The sequence below is a fragment of the Colwellia sp. D2M02 genome (assembly GCF_018860755.1).
In the GTDB taxonomy this organism is placed as follows: domain Bacteria; phylum Pseudomonadota; class Gammaproteobacteria; order Enterobacterales; family Alteromonadaceae; genus Colwellia; species Colwellia asteriadis.
This window is the reverse complement of sequence record NZ_JAHKPW010000090.1, coordinates 55,436-72,230: the sequence shown is the minus strand read 5'-3', so window position 1 is coordinate 72,230 and position 16,795 is coordinate 55,436. Positions and strand designations below refer to the sequence as shown.

General features: G+C 39.7%; 16 protein-coding genes. 1 reads left to right on the top strand and 15 read right to left on the bottom strand.

The window, feature by feature from the left end; translation table 11 throughout:
- Window positions 1-83 precede the first annotated feature (83 nt).
- The 11 genes from KO495_RS17210 to KO495_RS17160 form a co-directional block, all read right to left on the bottom strand.
- Window positions 84-1,544 (bottom strand): tetratricopeptide repeat protein, encoded by a 1,461-nt coding sequence (locus KO495_RS17210; protein WP_215981644.1) that lies wholly within the window; start codon window positions 1,542-1,544, stop codon window positions 84-86.
- A complete protein-coding gene (locus KO495_RS17205) occupies window positions 1,541-2,230 on the bottom strand; it encodes an energy transducer TonB (protein ID WP_215981643.1) in 690 nt (229 codons plus the stop codon). Before KO495_RS17205 ends, KO495_RS17210 begins: the two co-directional genes overlap by 4 nt.
- Window positions 2,231-2,239: 9 nt before the next feature.
- Window positions 2,240-2,641: a biopolymer transporter ExbD gene (locus KO495_RS17200; RefSeq protein ID WP_215981642.1), complete on the bottom strand. Its 402-nt coding sequence runs from the start codon at window positions 2,639-2,641 to the stop codon at window positions 2,240-2,242.
- Window positions 2,631-3,014, bottom strand: coding sequence for a MotA/TolQ/ExbB proton channel family protein (locus tag KO495_RS17195; protein ID WP_215981641.1), 384 nt, complete (start codon window positions 3,012-3,014; stop codon window positions 2,631-2,633). Before KO495_RS17195 ends, KO495_RS17200 begins: the two co-directional genes overlap by 11 nt.
- Before the next feature lie 12 nt (window positions 3,015-3,026).
- Complete coding sequence (locus KO495_RS17190; RefSeq protein ID WP_215981640.1) at window positions 3,027-4,373, bottom strand: MotA/TolQ/ExbB proton channel family protein; 1,347 nt, start codon at window positions 4,371-4,373, stop codon at window positions 3,027-3,029.
- A complete protein-coding gene (locus KO495_RS17185; RefSeq protein ID WP_215981639.1) occupies window positions 4,373-5,185 on the bottom strand; it encodes a DUF3450 family protein in 813 nt (270 codons plus the stop codon). Before KO495_RS17185 ends, KO495_RS17190 begins: the two co-directional genes overlap by 1 nt.
- Before the next feature lie 313 nt (window positions 5,186-5,498).
- On the bottom strand, window positions 5,499-7,748 hold the full coding sequence (locus KO495_RS17180; RefSeq protein ID WP_215981638.1) for a molybdopterin cofactor-binding domain-containing protein: 2,250 nt from the start codon (window positions 7,746-7,748) through the stop codon (window positions 5,499-5,501).
- Entirely contained in the window at window positions 7,748-8,236 is a 489-nt protein-coding gene (locus tag KO495_RS17175) for a (2Fe-2S)-binding protein (RefSeq protein WP_215981637.1), read from the bottom strand. The genes KO495_RS17180 and KO495_RS17175 overlap by 1 nt, the downstream gene beginning before the upstream one ends.
- Window positions 8,237-8,318: 82 nt before the next feature.
- A complete protein-coding gene (locus KO495_RS17170) occupies window positions 8,319-9,038 on the bottom strand; it encodes a nucleotidyltransferase family protein (RefSeq protein ID WP_215981636.1) in 720 nt (239 codons plus the stop codon).
- Entirely contained in the window at window positions 9,028-10,107 is a 1,080-nt protein-coding gene (locus KO495_RS17165) for an XdhC/CoxI family protein (protein WP_215981635.1), read from the bottom strand. Before KO495_RS17165 ends, KO495_RS17170 begins: the two co-directional genes overlap by 11 nt.
- A 140-nt stretch (window positions 10,108-10,247) precedes the next feature.
- Window positions 10,248-10,427 (bottom strand): DUF6435 family protein, encoded by a 180-nt coding sequence (locus KO495_RS17160; protein WP_215981634.1) that lies wholly within the window; start codon window positions 10,425-10,427, stop codon window positions 10,248-10,250.
- Between the two features lie 190 nt (window positions 10,428-10,617).
- Here KO495_RS17160 and KO495_RS17155 point away from each other — a divergent pair, with 190 nt between their 5' ends.
- Window positions 10,618-11,139, top strand: a complete 522-nt coding sequence (locus KO495_RS17155; RefSeq protein WP_215981633.1) for a hypothetical protein — start codon at window positions 10,618-10,620, stop codon at window positions 11,137-11,139.
- Between the two features lie 122 nt (window positions 11,140-11,261).
- On the opposite strand, the gene KO495_RS17150 is transcribed toward KO495_RS17155, so the two are convergent.
- The 4 genes from KO495_RS17150 to KO495_RS17135 form a co-directional block, all read right to left on the bottom strand.
- Complete coding sequence (locus KO495_RS17150; protein WP_215981632.1) at window positions 11,262-14,321, bottom strand: MlaD family protein; 3,060 nt, start codon at window positions 14,319-14,321, stop codon at window positions 11,262-11,264.
- Complete coding sequence (locus tag KO495_RS17145; RefSeq protein WP_215981631.1) at window positions 14,302-14,877, bottom strand: paraquat-inducible protein A; 576 nt, start codon at window positions 14,875-14,877, stop codon at window positions 14,302-14,304. Before KO495_RS17145 ends, KO495_RS17150 begins: the two co-directional genes overlap by 20 nt.
- 63 nt (window positions 14,878-14,940) lie before the next feature.
- Window positions 14,941-15,591, bottom strand: coding sequence for a paraquat-inducible protein A (locus tag KO495_RS17140; RefSeq protein ID WP_215981630.1), 651 nt, complete (start codon window positions 15,589-15,591; stop codon window positions 14,941-14,943).
- Window positions 15,592-15,690: 99 nt separating this feature from the next.
- Complete coding sequence (locus tag KO495_RS17135; protein WP_215981629.1) at window positions 15,691-16,635, bottom strand: c-type cytochrome; 945 nt, start codon at window positions 16,633-16,635, stop codon at window positions 15,691-15,693.
- Window positions 16,636-16,795 lie beyond the last annotated feature (160 nt).

Here is a 16,795-nt window from a genome sequence, read left to right as displayed (position 1 = left end):
AAGCTAGCGATTCAGAAAGACAATTTTTATTATATATCAGTACTTTAATAGTCTCTTAAACCGAGTTCAGGTGAGCTACCAACCTAAATTTGGTTGGTGTTCATGCGATCTAGTAAACGAATGTTTTGCACTAAATCTTGGCGTGTTGGATTAAGTTTCAATGCTTTACGTAATAATACTGCAGCTTGGTCGTAATTCTTTTGTTCAATATATACTTGAGCATGACCAATATAAGCACGTTCTGCGAAGCCCTCAATGCTAGCCGCTCTAACAAAAAGTAGTTGTGCTTGAGTGTAATCATTTTGCTGCTGATAATGTTCTGCTAGGGCAATTAATGCCTGACCATTGCTTGGGTCGAGTTTAATCGCTTGTTCATATAAACGCGTGGTTTGCGTTGCACTATTACCAGGCATACTTGCGCGGTGCAATTTAAGCTGACTTTGTTGTGTACCTGTGATTTTATTGGCGTATTGCTCTGTGTGTTTTAATAATGGTTTAGCCTCAGACCAATGCTTTTCATAAATTAGCCAGGCAATAACCGACTCAATCGCATCAAAGTGCTCACTGTTCTCTGTGGCTTTATAGCTACCTTTTTGCTGCCATTGGCGCAGTAGTTGTGACATTAATTCAGCAGCTCTACTGACACTACCGTGGTTCAAATGTAGCTGTGCTGCGGCAATTAAATTATCCGCGTCAGTGTTACCTAAACGTAACGCCATTTCCATACTCATTAAAGCATCAAGAGGTGTATTGTCATCAAGTGATATACGGCTACGTTGTAACCACAAACGCATATCGTTTGGTGATTTCTGTAGCATCTCATTGAGCATTGCTTTGGCAGCGTGATTATCTTTTGCTTTAATTAAGCTATATAACAACCCTTGCTGCCATTGGCTGTTATCTGGCTCAAGTAATAGCGCTTGTTGATATCCGGCAATGGCAGACCATGGTGTATTGAGCTGTAAGTTAATATACGCCAAGTAGCCAAAGAGCTGTGCATCACCTTCGCCTAACTCAATCGTTTTGATTAAATGCTTACGTGCTGCTTGATAATTTTGTTGTTTGATATAAATAACTGCGAGATTTTTATGGGCGCGAATAAAATCAGGTAACAAAGTTACCGCTTCAATAAATGTACTTTTAGCAAGTTCATATTCTTTTAACGATAAGTAAATTTGTCCTTTAACCTGTAATAGTGCAGGGCTTAACGAAAGAATAGGCTCTGGCTCGTAATCTTCATGGCTACTTGTTTCAATGGCATTTAAGGCTGCTTGATATTTTTTTTGATCAAGGAGCGGGCGCAAAGTTAACGCGAGGCTTTGTTCAGCTGGAAGCAACTTGGCATCACGCTCTAACAATGGGTTATTACCGGTTTGAATGGTCCATACAGGAGCAAGTTGTTCAATATGAATATTGTTGATTGCTAGCGGCTTATTATCCGTTGAACTGTGTTGTACTAACGCTAAGCTGCTATTACTGTAACTAAGGCTAGTGCATAACACGAAAGCCGAAATAATTATTGAGGGGAAAAAATGTGTTTTCATGTTTTTTTAAACTCCACTGGCCAAATAAAGCGAGCACGTACTGCTTGCCCGTTTTTAGTTGGTACCGAAAAACGCGAATCGCGAATAATTTTGTTAATAGCGTCAGATAACTCTTCATAAGGCATTTCTTTAATACCCACCAAGGTGATACTGCCTTGCTCGTCGATAAAAACATCGAGTGCTACTTTGGCTTTTTTGATACCTTTGCGTGCCAAACTTCGCGGAAACGCAGTTTTTATTTGGGTTAATAGCACGGGAATGCTGTCTAGCTCACCTAAGCCAAATGCTTGCCAATCAACGGCTAGATCAAGCTCAAAATCATTAGCACTGTGATTCATCTCAGGTGGCGATAACATAGGATCAAAATTTTGCTTTATTTTAATGTCGGCAATGGCCAACGACGGCCCTTCACCTGCAGCACTTAGATCAATAGTGGGCTGGGCTTCACTGGTTTGTCTATTAACAGGTGGCGGCGGAGGTGGTGGTGGCGTAAAAGCTTGATTAACTTTGCGTACCATTACTTTAGGCTCGTATTCATTAGCAAACCAGTTACTGGCTAGAATACCCAGTAACGCCATTATCATTAAGACACTGCTGGCAATAAAAGCAACAAAATGAAAACGATTAGGTTTTCGCTGAGTTATTGCTTTTAATGCTGTTTTTGTGCTGTTTAGCGCAGAAGTCATCATGTTGCCTTAAATTGCTGTGGCAATGTTAACTGTGCTAGCACCAGCGAGTTTCGCTTCATCAATCACTTCGACTAACAACTCGGTCATTACTTGTTTGTCGGCTTGAATAACTACCGCTCTTTCTCTCACTTTTAATAATTGAGAAATGGTATTACGCACTCCTGCCACGCCAATAGAAGTACTGTCATAAACCACATCTCCTTTATTGGTAATGGCTAACATAATGACGGTATTTTCTAAACGTTGTGCAGATACCGCTTGTGGCTTGTCTACTTCTACGCCGGTTTCTTTCACAAAAACTGAGGTAACAATAAAAAATATTAATAAGATAAAAACCACATCGAGCAATGGTGATAAATCAATACCGTTGTGTGTTTGCTCTAAGCGTTGTTGCAAATTAGCGCGCATAAGCAACTCCTTGTTTAGAGATTAAATGCTTGATGTGCCCTAGTAGTAACCAAGCGGGTATTGCTACAACCAAGCCGAGCTGTGTGGTCCATAACGCATCGGCGATGCCTTGGCTTAATGCACCGGCTTGATCAAGAGTTTCACCCTGTGACATGGCATGAAAGGTATCAAGTAAGCCGCTAATGGTGCCTAGCAAACCTAGTAACGGTAAGGCACCAATAAAAATTTCAGCGGAGGAAATCCACGAAGCGTTTTTCAGTTGATAATTACCAGAATAAACACGAATAATGTAATAGGTTAAGAGCTGATAACAAACAAAACCTAAAGCTAAAATGCTCCATACTACTGGGTGATCAAACGAATTAAATGACATGATTTTTCTCGCTTATTTATCGTTATTGAGCTGGCTTAAATTAACGCCACAAGATTCTAGTGCGCCGTAATAGGTTTTAACGCGTCGAGAAAGCAAGGCGTGCAATAATAATGCTGGAATAGCAACCACTAAACCAAGCTCGGTGGTAACTAGTGCTTGTGAAATACCACCTGATACTGCCGCCGGATCGCCAGCACCAAATAGGGTCATGAGCTTGAATGTTTCAATCATGCCACTAACCGTACCGAGTAAACCGAGTAAAGGTGAAACCGCAGCGGTAATGGCTATGGCACCTAACCAATATTCCAGTTTGTGTTTACTGCCAAGTAAATTAGAAAACAGTCGGTCATCACGCTTTTGACCAATTTCAGTATTGAGAGCAATCTCAATCAACTTTGCTTGCATACCTTGTGCTTGGGCGAATAAACTTTGTTGTGCTGCTATTTTATCTTCAGCATTAGTAATTTTTTCGAGTTGCGCAAAACGTTCATTAAAGGCAGGAATTAAGCTTGGTAATCGAACAAACTGTATGGCTTTTAATAGGGCAATAATTAAGGCGAAAACACCAAAGGCTACAATAGGGAAAATCCATATGCCGCCTTTACCTATATGGTCAATAATGGTTTCTTTTTGACTATTAATTTTAAAAGCGCGGGTTAAGGTCGGATCAAATGAAATAGTGCCACTGCCGGTATTCATTAGGGCGAATAAGCCTGCGCTTTCATCTGTTGCTAATACTAACTCTGCTTTTAATAGTGCGCTGTTAGGCTCGCTAACATTGTCGCTGTCGATCATGCTAACAAAACCCGCGGTATTGCTTGCTTCATTGGCAAATACTTTAACTGGCCCTAAAGCGAGCACCTTTGCAGTATTTAACTCGCCATTTGGCATCACCACTTTTTTACTTTGCCATGTTGGGTTAATACGGTTATCAATACCATTTAAATGCTCAGTAAGCCAAGCAAGCTTTTCTTCTGGGGCAGCTTGGGTGCTAAATGGCTGTTGTGACATATTGTGGTTAAAGCGGCTCAGGATATTTTGCTGATATTGTTTTTGCTCTGTCCATGTTTTTAAACGGTTTTGTAATTGTTGCAAGCTTAAGGTTTTTTCATCTTGCAGACGTTGAGATACTGCTGACTTTTCACGCAGTTTGGCAACCAACTGTTCTTGCTCTCGTACTTGAACTGCCAGTTTTTCGCGTGATTTAGTGAGTTTTTTTTGGCTGCTTTCTAGTTTACTTTGTGCTGATTTTATATCGCTTAATAAGCCGTTGATGACTTTGCTATTATCTTCAGTAGCAGCAAAAGCAGAAATTGAGAGTGCCATTAACATAGTGGTTAAAATTATTTTTTTAGTCATTAGTTACTCACCGCGGCAGTTGCATTTTGTGTTGATAAGCTAATCGGTAATTGTAAAAATTTAGCTTCACTGCGTCGTTCTATCATGGCAATGGCGTTAAGTACGGTTTCAGCATTTACCTGGTCATCTGCAATCCAGCGCCATCCTGACTTTTCAGGTACACCACGGCCAACAAAGGAGCCGTCTAGCGACACATACCAGGCTTGTGATAGGCCAATATAAAGTTGGTGTACCATTACTTCTTTTTCGCCTTGGGCATTGCTTAGTGTTAAAGCAGATTGAGCATGACTAATACGTTGTTCAAAGTCATTCAGCTGCTCAAGTAACTCCAATAAAGTGTTTAGTTTTGTGGTGGTATCGGCCTCAAGCAGTTCAGTCGAGGTGAGTTTGTTATGCCATGCTTGATAAAGCGGTGGTGGTAGTTGAGGGTGAACCTGAGCAACAATTTGATAATAGCTGATTAAAGATTTGTCTAATTCAGCCTGCATAGCTTCCATGGTGTTTTGCGACTCAAGCAACTGAGCACGTTTTTTTTCTACTTCATTATCGCTTTCATTAGCGGAAGTGAGGTTTTGTTTAAGTTGTTTTTGCTCTTGCTTTAATAGTAATAAGCGTTGCTCTAACAAAGGCTTTTGCTGGTGCCAATCATTAAGTATGGCATTGCGTTGTTGCTCTATTGCTAGCCATTGTTGAATGAGCTTGTCGGTTTGTTTTACTTTATTGGTTGTGGCAAATGCGTTATTGCTGGCAAGGAATGCAAACAACACAAGTGCGATTAACACACTTATTATTTCACTGATGTACTTTCTCATGATGATATTTCTAACCTTCAAGCGTTAGCTTGTGAGTGGATTTCTAAAATTATTCGCCAATGAATATGTGGATATAAATAAACGCCACGAATTGTAATGCTAACTATTATCATTTGCAATATTTTTAGTTTAAGGTCAGAGAGTTTAAGGTAAGCGAGCTTAGTGGAAGTGACTTGGAGTAAATGAAAAGAGTGCTTTAGACAATTCTCAGAGATAAGTGGCAGTGTTTATATTTAGCTGGATCGCGCTGGCTTAGTGTTATACACAACAAGCCAGCGCTGCTCTTTCAGGTAGGAAATAAGTAACGTGACGTTTAAACCGTCAATACTTTGTTTACTGGTAAGTCTCTAATACGAATATTACTGGCGTGGTAAATAGCGTTAGTAATACTCGGTATAATAGGCGGTACTCCTGGCTCACCAACTCCACCTGGAGGAGCGTCAGATTGCACAATGTGTACATATAATTCAGGTACTTGGTGTATACGAGTAACAGGAGCATCATGAAAATTACTTTGTTCTACCACGCCATCTTTAACAGAAATTTCTCCCATTAAAGCAATTGATAAGCCCATGATCATGGCACCTTCCATTTGTGCAGTAACGCGATCAGGGGTTACGACAATGCCGCAGTCAATCGCAGTATGCATGGCTAATACTGTTACTTTATTGTTAGTCACCTCCACCTTAGTGGCTGCTGCCACAAAAGAGCCGAAGCTACGTAAAAAGCTAATACCCCAACCTTGGTTTTTAGGTAATGGTTTCTCTACTTCAGCTTTATCACAAATTAAATTAATAAGGCTTTTCATGCGCTTAGTATCAAGCGGGTGCTCGGTCATCGCTAAATTGTAATTGCTGTACTCATAGTTATTTTCAGAGGGGTTAACATGACGGTCATCGCCAAGTAAGTTAAGCCACATTTGTCGTGTTGATAAGTTAGCTTTGACAGCAAGTTCATCAACAAAAGAACCCAAAGCAAAACCATTATTAATACAGGCAACAGAGCGTAACCAGCCAGGTCTAACGTAAGATTCTGACTCTTGTGTTTCAAGGCTAAGGTTATTAAGTGCGAAAGGAATATCGCCAAAGCCTAGTGCTAAATCATTAGGTTGTGGGCTTTTTAAGTCGGCATTCCATAGCCAGCCAATAGGAGGGTAAGCTACTCGGCTTATCCAAAAATCGGCGCTGCCGCTAGCGGTTAATTCTGCTTTATGATAATTGGCGGCAATAGACTGATAGTAACCATGTTGAATATCGTCTTCGCGACTCCAAATAACTTTAACAGGTCGTTTAGTTGCCTTAGCTAACTCAACCGCCTCAACAATAAAGTCGGCTTTTGATTTTCGGCCAAATGCACCACCCATTAAAGTAATGTTCAATTCTATTTTATGATGCTCTTCTTGGCTATAGCCTAGCTCTGTAGCGACAATACCTTGTGCCCATTGTGGGTTTTGAGTACCCGCCCAAATAGTACATTTTTCATCGGTAACTATTGCCGTTGCCGCCGGAGTTTCCATGGGTGAGTGATTATTGTAAGGCACAGTATATGTGGCTTCTAGAGTGTTTTCGCTTTGATATTGATGGGTGTAAATATCACCTTTATGGGCGGCAACACTACCTTGTTGATTAACTTTTTTAACTAACGCCTGTTTGTGACTTTCGCTACTGTGTGTGCTGTTAGCACCTAAGTCCCACTCAACGGTGAGTTTTTTTCTACCTTCAAGCGCTGCCCAAGTGTTAGTCGCTAATACCGCAACGCCAGATAACGGGTTGGTTGCCACGGGGATAGAGCGCGGCTTTAAGGCGATAACATCAACAACGCCTTTAATTTTTTTAGCTTGGCTTGCATCAAACGACAGTACTTTTCCACCAACAACAGGAGGGCGCACAATAGTGGCGATTAGCATATTCGGTAATTGAATATCTTGTGCGTATGTCGCTTGTCCTGCCACTATTTCATTAAGATCTGTCAAGCTAACATCTTTACCAATTAAGGAGAAATCTTTGGTGTTTTTTAAGGTTACGTTTTTGGCATCTGGTGGCGTTAATTTAGCAGCATGGGGCGCTAATTCAGCAAAAGATATTTGCTGGCCTGTTGCACTGTGCGTAACGACATGATTTCCTGCTTTGACTGCTGATTTATCGACTTGCCAAATTGAAGCTGCGGCTTGCTCTAACATATCGCGGGCAATTGCACCCATTTGACGAATGGTAGTGAAATGACTGCGAATAGAAGCTGAGCCTGCAGTGCCTTGAGAGCCATATTTAGCATCGGCCTTTGCTTGCACTACATTTACTTTGTCCCAATTGGCACCTAATTCATCGGCAATAATTTGTGGTACGCTGGTGCGAATTCCTTGGCCCATTTCACTGCGGTGACAAACAATAGAAACAATGCCATCGATCGCGATACTAACAAAGAAGTTCAAGGTACTAGCTGCTGCTTTGGCTGGGTCTAGTGTTTTAGCGGATAAGGGTAAGTTAATACCTAAAATAAAACCACCACTGGTGATGCCTGCCGCTTTAATAAAATTACGTCGACTGACGTTTTCAATAGCAGTCATTAGCGATTCTCCTTAACTAAAGTCTCATTAGCAGAAGGCTCACTATTTGCCGCAGATTTTATCGCTGCTTTAATGCGCTTATAAGTACCGCAGCGACAAATATTGCCTTGCATAAAATCATCAATTTGTTTATCGCTTGGGTTTGCTGTTTTCGCCAATAATGCGCTGGCACTCATTATTTGTCCGCTTTGACAATAACCACACTGAGGGACTTTGTATTCACGCCAAGCAATTTGTACTTTGTCGTTATTATGCTCATCTAACCCTTCAATTGTGGTAATTTTTTGGTTGGCAACAGCAGATATTGGGGTAATACATGAACGAATTGCTTGACCATTTAAGTGTACGGTACAAGCGCCACATTGCCCTGCACCGCAACCAAACTTGGTGCCAGTAAGTTGTAATTCATCGCGCAAAGCATATAGCAGCGGCATTTGTGGGTCGACATCAAGTTCAATGGCTTTTTTGTTTATTGTTACGTTAATCATACTGACTCCAGGTTTAGACAGTGATGGTAAATATGCTAAGTTTTATTTAAGTTATTGTTAGCTAATAGCTAATAGCTAATAGCTAAGTACTAATAACTAAGTGCTCTCTTGTCGCTGTTATTTTTTCTGTTGCGATATTGTTCATTTCAGCTAATTGCTCTGGGGTATCAACATCAAGCTTCGCCATGTCACACTGCAGTGAAATTACACGGTTTTTATGACGCTTTAAAAGTTTCGCTGCACCGATATCGCCTTGAAGTTGTACTAATTCTGGGAAAAAATCTTTAGGAAAAATAACAGGCGGTAACAATAAATCATCACTGCGTGTGGCAATAATTTTGTCAGGGTGTAGTAAAGACGTATTAACGAGTGTTTGATAATGCTGCTGTGTTACTAACGGTTGATCAACTAAAGCAATTAACAAATGTGAGCTAAAAGGTGCCACTTGCTTTATGGCATCAGCTAAAGAGTGTCCGATCCCTTTTTGCCAATGACGACTGGTTAATAGAGGGGTATTTTTAGGTAATAGCGGCGATATTTTATCTTGGTGAGCGCCTAAGCTGATATAGAGCTGACTTTTTTCATTGTTGTCACTTGTATGATTAGCATTATCATCGTTATGCACAGTCGTTTGATTAAGTTGATTGAGTTGTGCAAGAGCAGGGTTAAGTTGCTCTATCGTATGCTCAATAAGCGTTGCTCCTTGAAACTTTGCTAACTGTTTTATATCGCCCTTTGAGTTTTTGCTGCCAGCAAAACGTTTTCCTGCTCCTGCCGCGAGTAAAATAATATTAACTGGCATTGGCAATATCACCTGCTAAGTGAGTTTTGATGTTTATTGCTAATTCAATCGGCTGATGCAGTGCTGTGGACGTATCTTGGTAAACGCCTAAGGCTTGTGCGCTTTTACATTCTACGGCAGCGTGCGCCTGAGCCAGAATAGCAAGTGCAATACTTTCAGGTAATTCACCACCTAAATCTAACCCAATAGGATTAGCCAGCGCTACGGGTAACTGCTTTGTTGATAATTGAGTGGCGTCAAAAACACGCTTAGTGCGATGTTGTGGTCCAAGTAAGCCTACGTAATGCGCAGAGCTTAACTGTGGATTGCTTTTAATTAAATCCAATGCTTTAGCATCTAACTCAATGTTGTGATGCATTATAACAATCGCATCAGCTTTGGGGAGTTTCTGTTTGTTTGAGGTGGTGTTTAACGTTGCGTAATTACTATTGATAATTTGATCGGCTTGCTTGAAATAAGCCGGACGGGCGTAGCTAGTTCTACAGTCAATTAAGCAGCTATACCAACCTAATGTGTGTGCCATTGCAATCAATGGTTGAGCATCAAGACCACCACCAAAAATAATCAATGCGGGAGCAGGTTTTACTGTAATAATTAGCGAGCTCTGATGTTCAATTTGTACGGGTTGCTTGTTTATTACTTTATTCAGGCCGGGGGTATTTTCGATACTGAGTTGATAGTAGCAAAGCTGGCGATTATCTATATGAGCTTTTAAGGTGAGTAAATCGTGGTAATTATTCTCGATATTAGTAGGCTGTAACAGTACTTTGACCATACCGCCACAGCCAATACCTAGCTGCCATGCAATATCGCTTTCATCTTGCATGTCGTAACATATAGTTATGCTTTCATTTTTAAACCAACACTTTTGCGCTTGACGCATTAAATCAGCTTCTAAACAACCACCGCTTAATAACCCATAGCTTTTGCCTAGGCTATTAATTAGCATCATGGCGCCGGATTTTCTATATGAAGAGCGTTGAGTCTCAATAATGGTAGCCAATACCCATTGGCAGCTATCTTTATGCTCATACCATGAGTTTAACAGCGACGCTAAACGGTTACTCATGTTTTAAAATCCATCTCTACGTGCTCGCTGTTGGTTATAGGTTAGGTTAAAACTAGCTACCCTTGACCATAAAATATATAAGCAGGAAGATAAACTAAAAAAATGTAAATATTTAATTAATGTTTTTACTCTAAAGTAGACTAGGTTTTTGTTGATTTCTCTAGTTCTTTTATTTGGCTTGCTATTACTTCTGCCTCAGCGGTAATCATTGAATAGGATCTAATATCACCATTTCTTTGCGCATACATAGCTTGCTCAAGCTTGGCTTCATAGAGTTTATTTAGTTTTTTTATAGGGTCGCGTTTAAATATAGAGAACATTACAATGACTTCTGAGTAGGTTATTTATGTTAATACGTATAAAGTAAGATTTTAGTTCTTATGCTTCAAAATAAAAGCATAACAAAAGAGTGTAGTTTAATGGTTAATAAACTATTCAAACTAATGTATGGAATGTAAATAAAAGAACAACCAATAATTGATGATATTAGATTGAGTAATAAGGACATTTATGAAGCATATTTTATTAGCTATGAGTATTTTAGTGTTAAGTGCTTGTGGTGGTAGTGGTAATGGAACAGACGCTAGTATTGATGATTCTTCAACAGGAACAGATAGCTTTACTTTGCAAAATGTCAGGTTTGACGGGGTAGATTATTACGAGGGGGAACAGGTTACAGTCATAGAAGACACTAGATTTGAAGTTCAGTGGGTATCACCAACCTCTGCATCATACAAAATAGATTTGTATTTATCGACTAACGGTGAGAGGTATTCAGATAACAATAAAATAGTAGAGCTTAAATGTGGTAGTGATTCTTTTTCACTTTGCCCTAACGCAACAGCTGAGGTGCAGTGTGAGATCAGTAATAATAGCTTATCTTGCTTCATTGGCGATGACTCTCTGGGCAATGAACCCTTTCAAAGTGAAGATCTGTCAAGCTTAGGTTTTATCATAAAGGGTTGTGACGCCCTCAGTAATTGTGATGTTAAAACGTTTAATTTATCGGTACAACAGAACACTGACGAATAAGAGTAACTTTGGTTTATTATTCTTTATTATGAAAAGGCAGCATTAACTAAAGCCACCTTTATACTTTCGCATTCTTACTGATGAGAAGAGTGCGAATTTTTGATTTGAGTCATTATATTAGGCTATGGAATTATAGGCGTTAATGGTATTTTGGCTTGCCATGATAGCCATTCGCTTTCAGGCTCTTGGTGTAAACTGAACGTTGGCAGCTTACTGTTAGTATTGTTGTTTGCGTTTGTAGGAGTAGCAAAGGCAATACCTCCTGCAATTAATGTTTCAATTGATTCTGAGTCAATAGAAACACCAGAAAATAAACCCGCCTCTACGCTTAGCCCGCTGGCATTCCAAAACTGACTGGTATTGTTAACTAATGGAGCGTAGCGCTCTGCAATATTAATAAATACGTCAACACTATCGGCGTTATCAGACAAACCAATGCCTATGACCTTACCGACGGTAACTTGTCGATAAAGTACAGGGTTACCAATACGTACTGAGCCTAAACGTTTGCTGGTTAGTTTTACATTTAAGCCGTAAGGTAATGCGGTAACTGTTGGTGGTAAAGCGAGCGCATTAAAATGCTTTTTACTTTCATTGTCTGTATTAATGTTTGGTAATAGCGCAATAAAAGCGCCATCGAGTAAAGCGCCAACATTTTTTGAACCCACTAGACCAAGCTCGGGCTCTACTTTCCAAAATTGCGTGCCTTGTTTGGCATATTGGCTACCGAGGTCATTTAATAAAACTTGTGCAATGACGCCTTGGTGATTTGGTTGAAAGCTCAAGCGTTCAATAACGCCAACTTCTTGTTCTTGATAAATAACTTTGCTATTTACTTTTAACCCGCTAGCGTCATCAAAATGAATGCTAATATTCAAGCCTGCACTTTTAGCTTGTTCGATGTGCTTGAACAACTTGAACTGTGTTAGCTCATCAACTTGCACTTCACCTTTTTCACTTTGGCTTGGGTTATAAAAGCTTAGACCACCACGTAAAATACTATCGATAGATTCAGTTTTCACAACAAAGTCACTAATACCACCAGATACGGTTACACCACTAGCGTTATAAAAACGACTATTTTGCTGGATGAGTTGCTGGTGTTCTTCATCAATACTCAGGTTGATATGAATTTTATCACTTGTTTTGTCTAGGCTGACATTATCAACTTGGCCAACAACAACGCCTCTATAGCTTACTGCGCTACCTGGTGTTGCAACGCTAGCGTGGTCGGCGATTAACGTTAGCTGTAAGCCTTGTGCGCTGGCATGCTTAGCAGGCGGATTAGTAAGTAGGTTAAATGCTGATGCATTATCGCCTTGACCGACATTAAAGGTAATATAAGTTCCACCTAGCAAAGCGTTAGTATCGGTGGCGCCCGATAAGCTTAAATTAGGCTTAACTAACCAAAATTGTGATTGGGCTTTCAAAATATAATCATATTCAGGCAACAAGCCCACTTGTAACTGTTTGTTGTTGCCATGATAGTCAATATTATGAATGGCACCAACCTCAACACCACGATATAAAATACGTGTATTAACATCTACTTCAGTGGATATTTTGGTTGTTAAGGTAAAGTTGGCTCGGTGTTTAGCTAACTTGTCGTTAGTAAATAACTTAAATTTATCACCATTATTTACTTGAGAGCTGTTGCTGTTAGTAGCTGTTTCTTGCTCATTGTTAGTAAATGAAATACCACCCGTTAATATACTTTGTAAAGACTGAGCTTGTATATTTACGCCTTGTAAACTGGCTTTTATTTGTAAACCTGAATTATTATAAAAATGACTAGTATTGGTAACGTAATGACTATGCTCAGGTTGTATGTGAATATGAATTAAGTGCTTTGCCGGAGCTAAGGTTTCAATTGCTTGCACATTACCGACAACTTGTTGCTTATAATAAACTTCACTACCGACTTGTAGCGAGTTTCTGTCTATTGCATTAAGCATTAAATGCAAACCTGGCTCACTATATTTGTAAGGTGGTTGGCTATTGAATACGCTAAACTTATTGGTGGGCTTGCCAGCAAGTGAAGGTCTTATACTTACGTAAGCTCCGGTCAGTAACGTTTTTGCATTAGACACACCTGTTAGACCTAGCTGTGGTGCAACAATATAAAATTGTGATTGCTCTGTTAAGTAAGGTGCAACTCTGGGGTTTACTTTCGCTTTAGCGGTTATCTTACGACTTACAGGGTCAATTTTACTAAATGACTCAATTACACCAATGGTTAAGCCTTGGTATAAAATTGCGGCGTTATGATCAATGCCTGAATTCCAATCTAAGGTTAACTCAATTTCGTGTCCCATTTCAGCAGACTGAAAATCAGGGTGTAACGGGTATACTCTACCATTTTTAGCTGGCGCTAAATCTGCTTGGTAACTTAAGGTGTCGACGGCAATTCCACCAGCCATTATCGAAGCGATAGAGTCGGTGTTTATTTTTAAACCAGCAGACAATGAAGCCGTAACTTGTACGCCACTGGTATTGTAAAATAGGGAGTTCTCTTTGATTAAGTGTGCGTGCTCAGGCTTGATAAAAACATTAATCGCAATTTTTTTACGACTTTCAATATAATGATAGCTAGTTACATGGCCAATAGGAATTTGTTTGAAGCTAATAGGAGAGTTCTCGCCTATTGAGCCTAAAACGTCGGTTTCTAAGGTTAAATGTAAACCTGGTGTGGTCATATCAAGCTCAGGTGGCTCGGTTAGCGCAATAAAGCTGTCTTGACTGTCGGCTGATTGGTTGGTGTCAGGTAAAATGTTAATGTAACTACCTGAAATTAAAGTATCTAAACCTGAAATACCTTGTAGGGAAATATCAGCACTGACCAACCAAAATTTTGTATCGGTCGTTAAATAATCACTAAAGTCTCGTGAAATTTCTACTTCAGCAATTACTTGGCTTAAGTCGCTTGATGGTAATACCTTTTTTACTAAGCCGGTAACTAAGCCTTTGTACCGTACTTCGGTTTTATTAGGAACAATACCTGCACCATTATCAAATTTAATGGTGATAAATGTGCCTTGCTCTGAAATAACCTTAATGGTTAACCAAAGTCCAAAAATTAAGGCAATAAAAGGTACAAACCAAATAATAGAAACCCCTTTGCGTGGTACAACCTCGGCTTGGTTTTGAGGCGGAACTACTGGGTTATGTTGTTTTGAGTGCATTTTTTTCCTTTGATTGTATTTCTTTTTTATCCCATAACAGCCGAGGATCAAAACTATTGGCAGCAAACATGGTAAAAATAACGGTAATGGTAAAGTAGTTAATAGCAGGCCCAGCAGCAACGGAGGTAACAAAGCCTAGTTCAACAATGGTTACCATCAAAGCTACGACAAATACATCTAACATTGACCATGGCCCTAAAAATTCAAGTATATGATAAATTTTACTATGTTTGTTTGGTTTTAAGCGCATTCCAGTATGTACTTTATAAACCAGCACAAATAAGCCAATTATTTTCATCAGCGGTACTATAATACTGGCGGTAAATATAATAACGGCGATAGGGTATAAACCATGGTCAATAAACTCACCAATACCCGAGAGTATAGTTGCCTCTTTCGGCACACCTAGCTGATAAACTACCATTATCGGATATAGGTTTGCTGGAATAAAGGCGAGTAAGGCAGCTAAGTTCCATGCAAAAGTGTATTGCAGGCTGTTATATTTTCGTTGATAAAAAGACCCCATGCAACGACTACATTGTATAGGTTCACTCACAACCTTATTGACTTTATGGCACTTGGGGCACAACGCTAAGCCCTTGCTTTTAGCGGTTCTCATTTATGCTATTTCATCGGTAGTATTTGGTTCGAGAAATGCTTGTTCTAGTTCTTCCCAAATATAATCTTGATCGAGTGCTGCTGATGCCATGGTTGAACATACCAGCCATAAAATAAAAGATAATAAGCCTAAATTAACAGAAAGCTCTGTGTCATCAAGTAATTTATACATAGAGACAACAATCCCTAGCATAAAAACATTAAGCATAGCCCAGTGATCTAAATGATGATATGCCCGAAAAAAATTAAGTAATGATGGTTTTAAACGGTTAAATTTAAAACTGTACGATAAGTATAAAGCGCCGGATAGCCTGACTATTGGCACGGCAATAGCAAATAAAAACAACAAGCTGGCAATCATAAAAAAGTCACGTTCTATCAGTACTAATACACAATCAAATAGTGAGGCTTGATGGTGTTGTCCGGCTAAAGTCACTCCCATTAAAGGTAGTAAAATAGCAGGTAACATTAATATTAAACCCGCTAGAGACCAGTGAAAGCTACGCTCAATAGAGTCGACTTTACGTTCAACTAAAACGCTGCCACAACGAGTACATTTAGCACTTTGTCCTTGTTTTAATAAAGGCTTGTCAAACAATGCATCACATTGCTGACATGCTACCCACTGTTTCGGTTGTTTTTTTTGTGTCATATCACAGCTGTTAATATCTGCTTTAATTAATTTTAAAGAAAAAAAAGCAGCGATAAACGCTGCTTTATATAGATTAGTTTATAAGTGAATATTGAGCACTTATTTTAAAGATGACATATATTGAGTTACTTCTTCAATATCAGCATCAGATAATTTAATAGCAATGTTGCGCATAATGCCGTTGTTGTCATTGGCACGACTACCATCACGGAAAGTCGCTAATTGCTTCTTCAAGTAATCTTTACTTTGACCTGCGATTGCAGGGAAGCCAGCTTGTTGCATGCCTTTACCATTAACACCATGACAGGCGATACAAGCGGTAATGCCTTTAGCGGCATCACCACTGAAGTATAGTTTTTTACCTAAGTCACTACCTTCACCAGTACCCGCTTTAGGTGCTTGAACGGCAAAGAAAGCGGCTAAGTCATGCATATCTTCTTCGCTTAATGCCGCAACCATACCAGCCATAACCGGGTCGTTACGATCACCCGATTTAAAATCGTGTAATTGTTTCGCAATATAGTTAGCACTTTGACCGGCTAAACTTGGGTACATAGGAACTAAGCTATTACCGTCAGCACCATGACACGCAGCACACGTTGCCGCTTTTGTTTTACCAGCACTCACATCGCCTTTATAAATTGCTGAAGCAGGTGTTGAGGCAACTATTTCAACATTACCAGCAACTGGCGCTGCGCCCGCTGGAGCATCGCCTGTTGCCGCTACCACTTCGCCTGAACGAGGAATGCCTGAGAAATATGCTGCCACGTCGGCCATATCTTGCTCAGATAAATTAGCTGCCATTGGTGACATTAGAGGGTCTGAACGAGTGCCTGCTTTAAAGTCGGTTAACTGCTTAATAATATAAGCGCTGTTTTGTCCGGCAAGGTTAGGGTAGTTTGGAATAGCACTAATACCAGTCGCACCATGACAAGCCGCACATGTTGCAGCTTTTGTTTTACCAGCGGCGGCATCGCCTTCTAGTGCTTGTGCAGCACTTATTGAACCTATAGCTAAAAATAGCGAAAAGATAATTTTTTTCATTGAGTTGCTCTCTGCTTGTCATTAATTACACAGCTTATTTGAGTAGTATAGTCGCTATCTAATTAAAAAATGATAAAAAAGTACTAAGTAATTATTTTAAAAAAGTGACCGCATTTTACACTAATATTTGTACGGTGTAAGAGCGACAGAGTAAAAATCC

What these genes read in the sequence shown, in the direction of transcription:
- KO495_RS17170 (WP_215981636.1), bottom strand. Translation starts at nt 9,038, where the DNA reads ATGCCAGTTAATATTATTTTACTCGCGGCAGGAGCAGGAAAACGTTTT.
- KO495_RS17165 (WP_215981635.1), bottom strand. Translation starts at nt 10,107, where the DNA reads ATGAGTAACCGTTTAGCGTCGCTGTTAAACTCATGGTATGAGCATAAA.
- KO495_RS17185 (WP_215981639.1), bottom strand. Translation starts at nt 5,185, where the DNA reads ATGAGAAAGTACATCAGTGAAATAATAAGTGTGTTAATCGCACTTGTG.
- KO495_RS17200 (WP_215981642.1), bottom strand. Translation starts at nt 2,641, where the DNA reads ATGCGCGCTAATTTGCAACAACGCTTAGAGCAAACACACAACGGTATT.
- KO495_RS17175 (WP_215981637.1), bottom strand. Translation starts at nt 8,236, where the DNA reads ATGATTAACGTAACAATAAACAAAAAAGCCATTGAACTTGATGTCGAC.
- KO495_RS17155 (WP_215981633.1), top strand. Translation starts at nt 10,618, where the DNA reads ATGAAGCATATTTTATTAGCTATGAGTATTTTAGTGTTAAGTGCTTGT.
- KO495_RS17140 (WP_215981630.1), bottom strand. Translation starts at nt 15,591, where the DNA reads ATGACACAAAAAAAACAACCGAAACAGTGGGTAGCATGTCAGCAATGT.
- KO495_RS17205 (WP_215981643.1), bottom strand. Translation starts at nt 2,230, where the DNA reads ATGACTTCTGCGCTAAACAGCACAAAAACAGCATTAAAAGCAATAACT.
- KO495_RS17150 (WP_215981632.1), bottom strand. Translation starts at nt 14,321, where the DNA reads ATGCACTCAAAACAACATAACCCAGTAGTTCCGCCTCAAAACCAAGCC.
- KO495_RS17160 (WP_215981634.1), bottom strand. Translation starts at nt 10,427, where the DNA reads ATGTTCTCTATATTTAAACGCGACCCTATAAAAAAACTAAATAAACTC.
- KO495_RS17180 (WP_215981638.1), bottom strand. Translation starts at nt 7,748, where the DNA reads ATGACTGCTATTGAAAACGTCAGTCGACGTAATTTTATTAAAGCGGCA.
- KO495_RS17210 (WP_215981644.1), bottom strand. Translation starts at nt 1,544, where the DNA reads ATGAAAACACATTTTTTCCCCTCAATAATTATTTCGGCTTTCGTGTTA.
- KO495_RS17195 (WP_215981641.1), bottom strand. Translation starts at nt 3,014, where the DNA reads ATGTCATTTAATTCGTTTGATCACCCAGTAGTATGGAGCATTTTAGCT.
- KO495_RS17190 (WP_215981640.1), bottom strand. Translation starts at nt 4,373, where the DNA reads ATGACTAAAAAAATAATTTTAACCACTATGTTAATGGCACTCTCAATT.
- KO495_RS17135 (WP_215981629.1), bottom strand. Translation starts at nt 16,635, where the DNA reads ATGAAAAAAATTATCTTTTCGCTATTTTTAGCTATAGGTTCAATAAGT.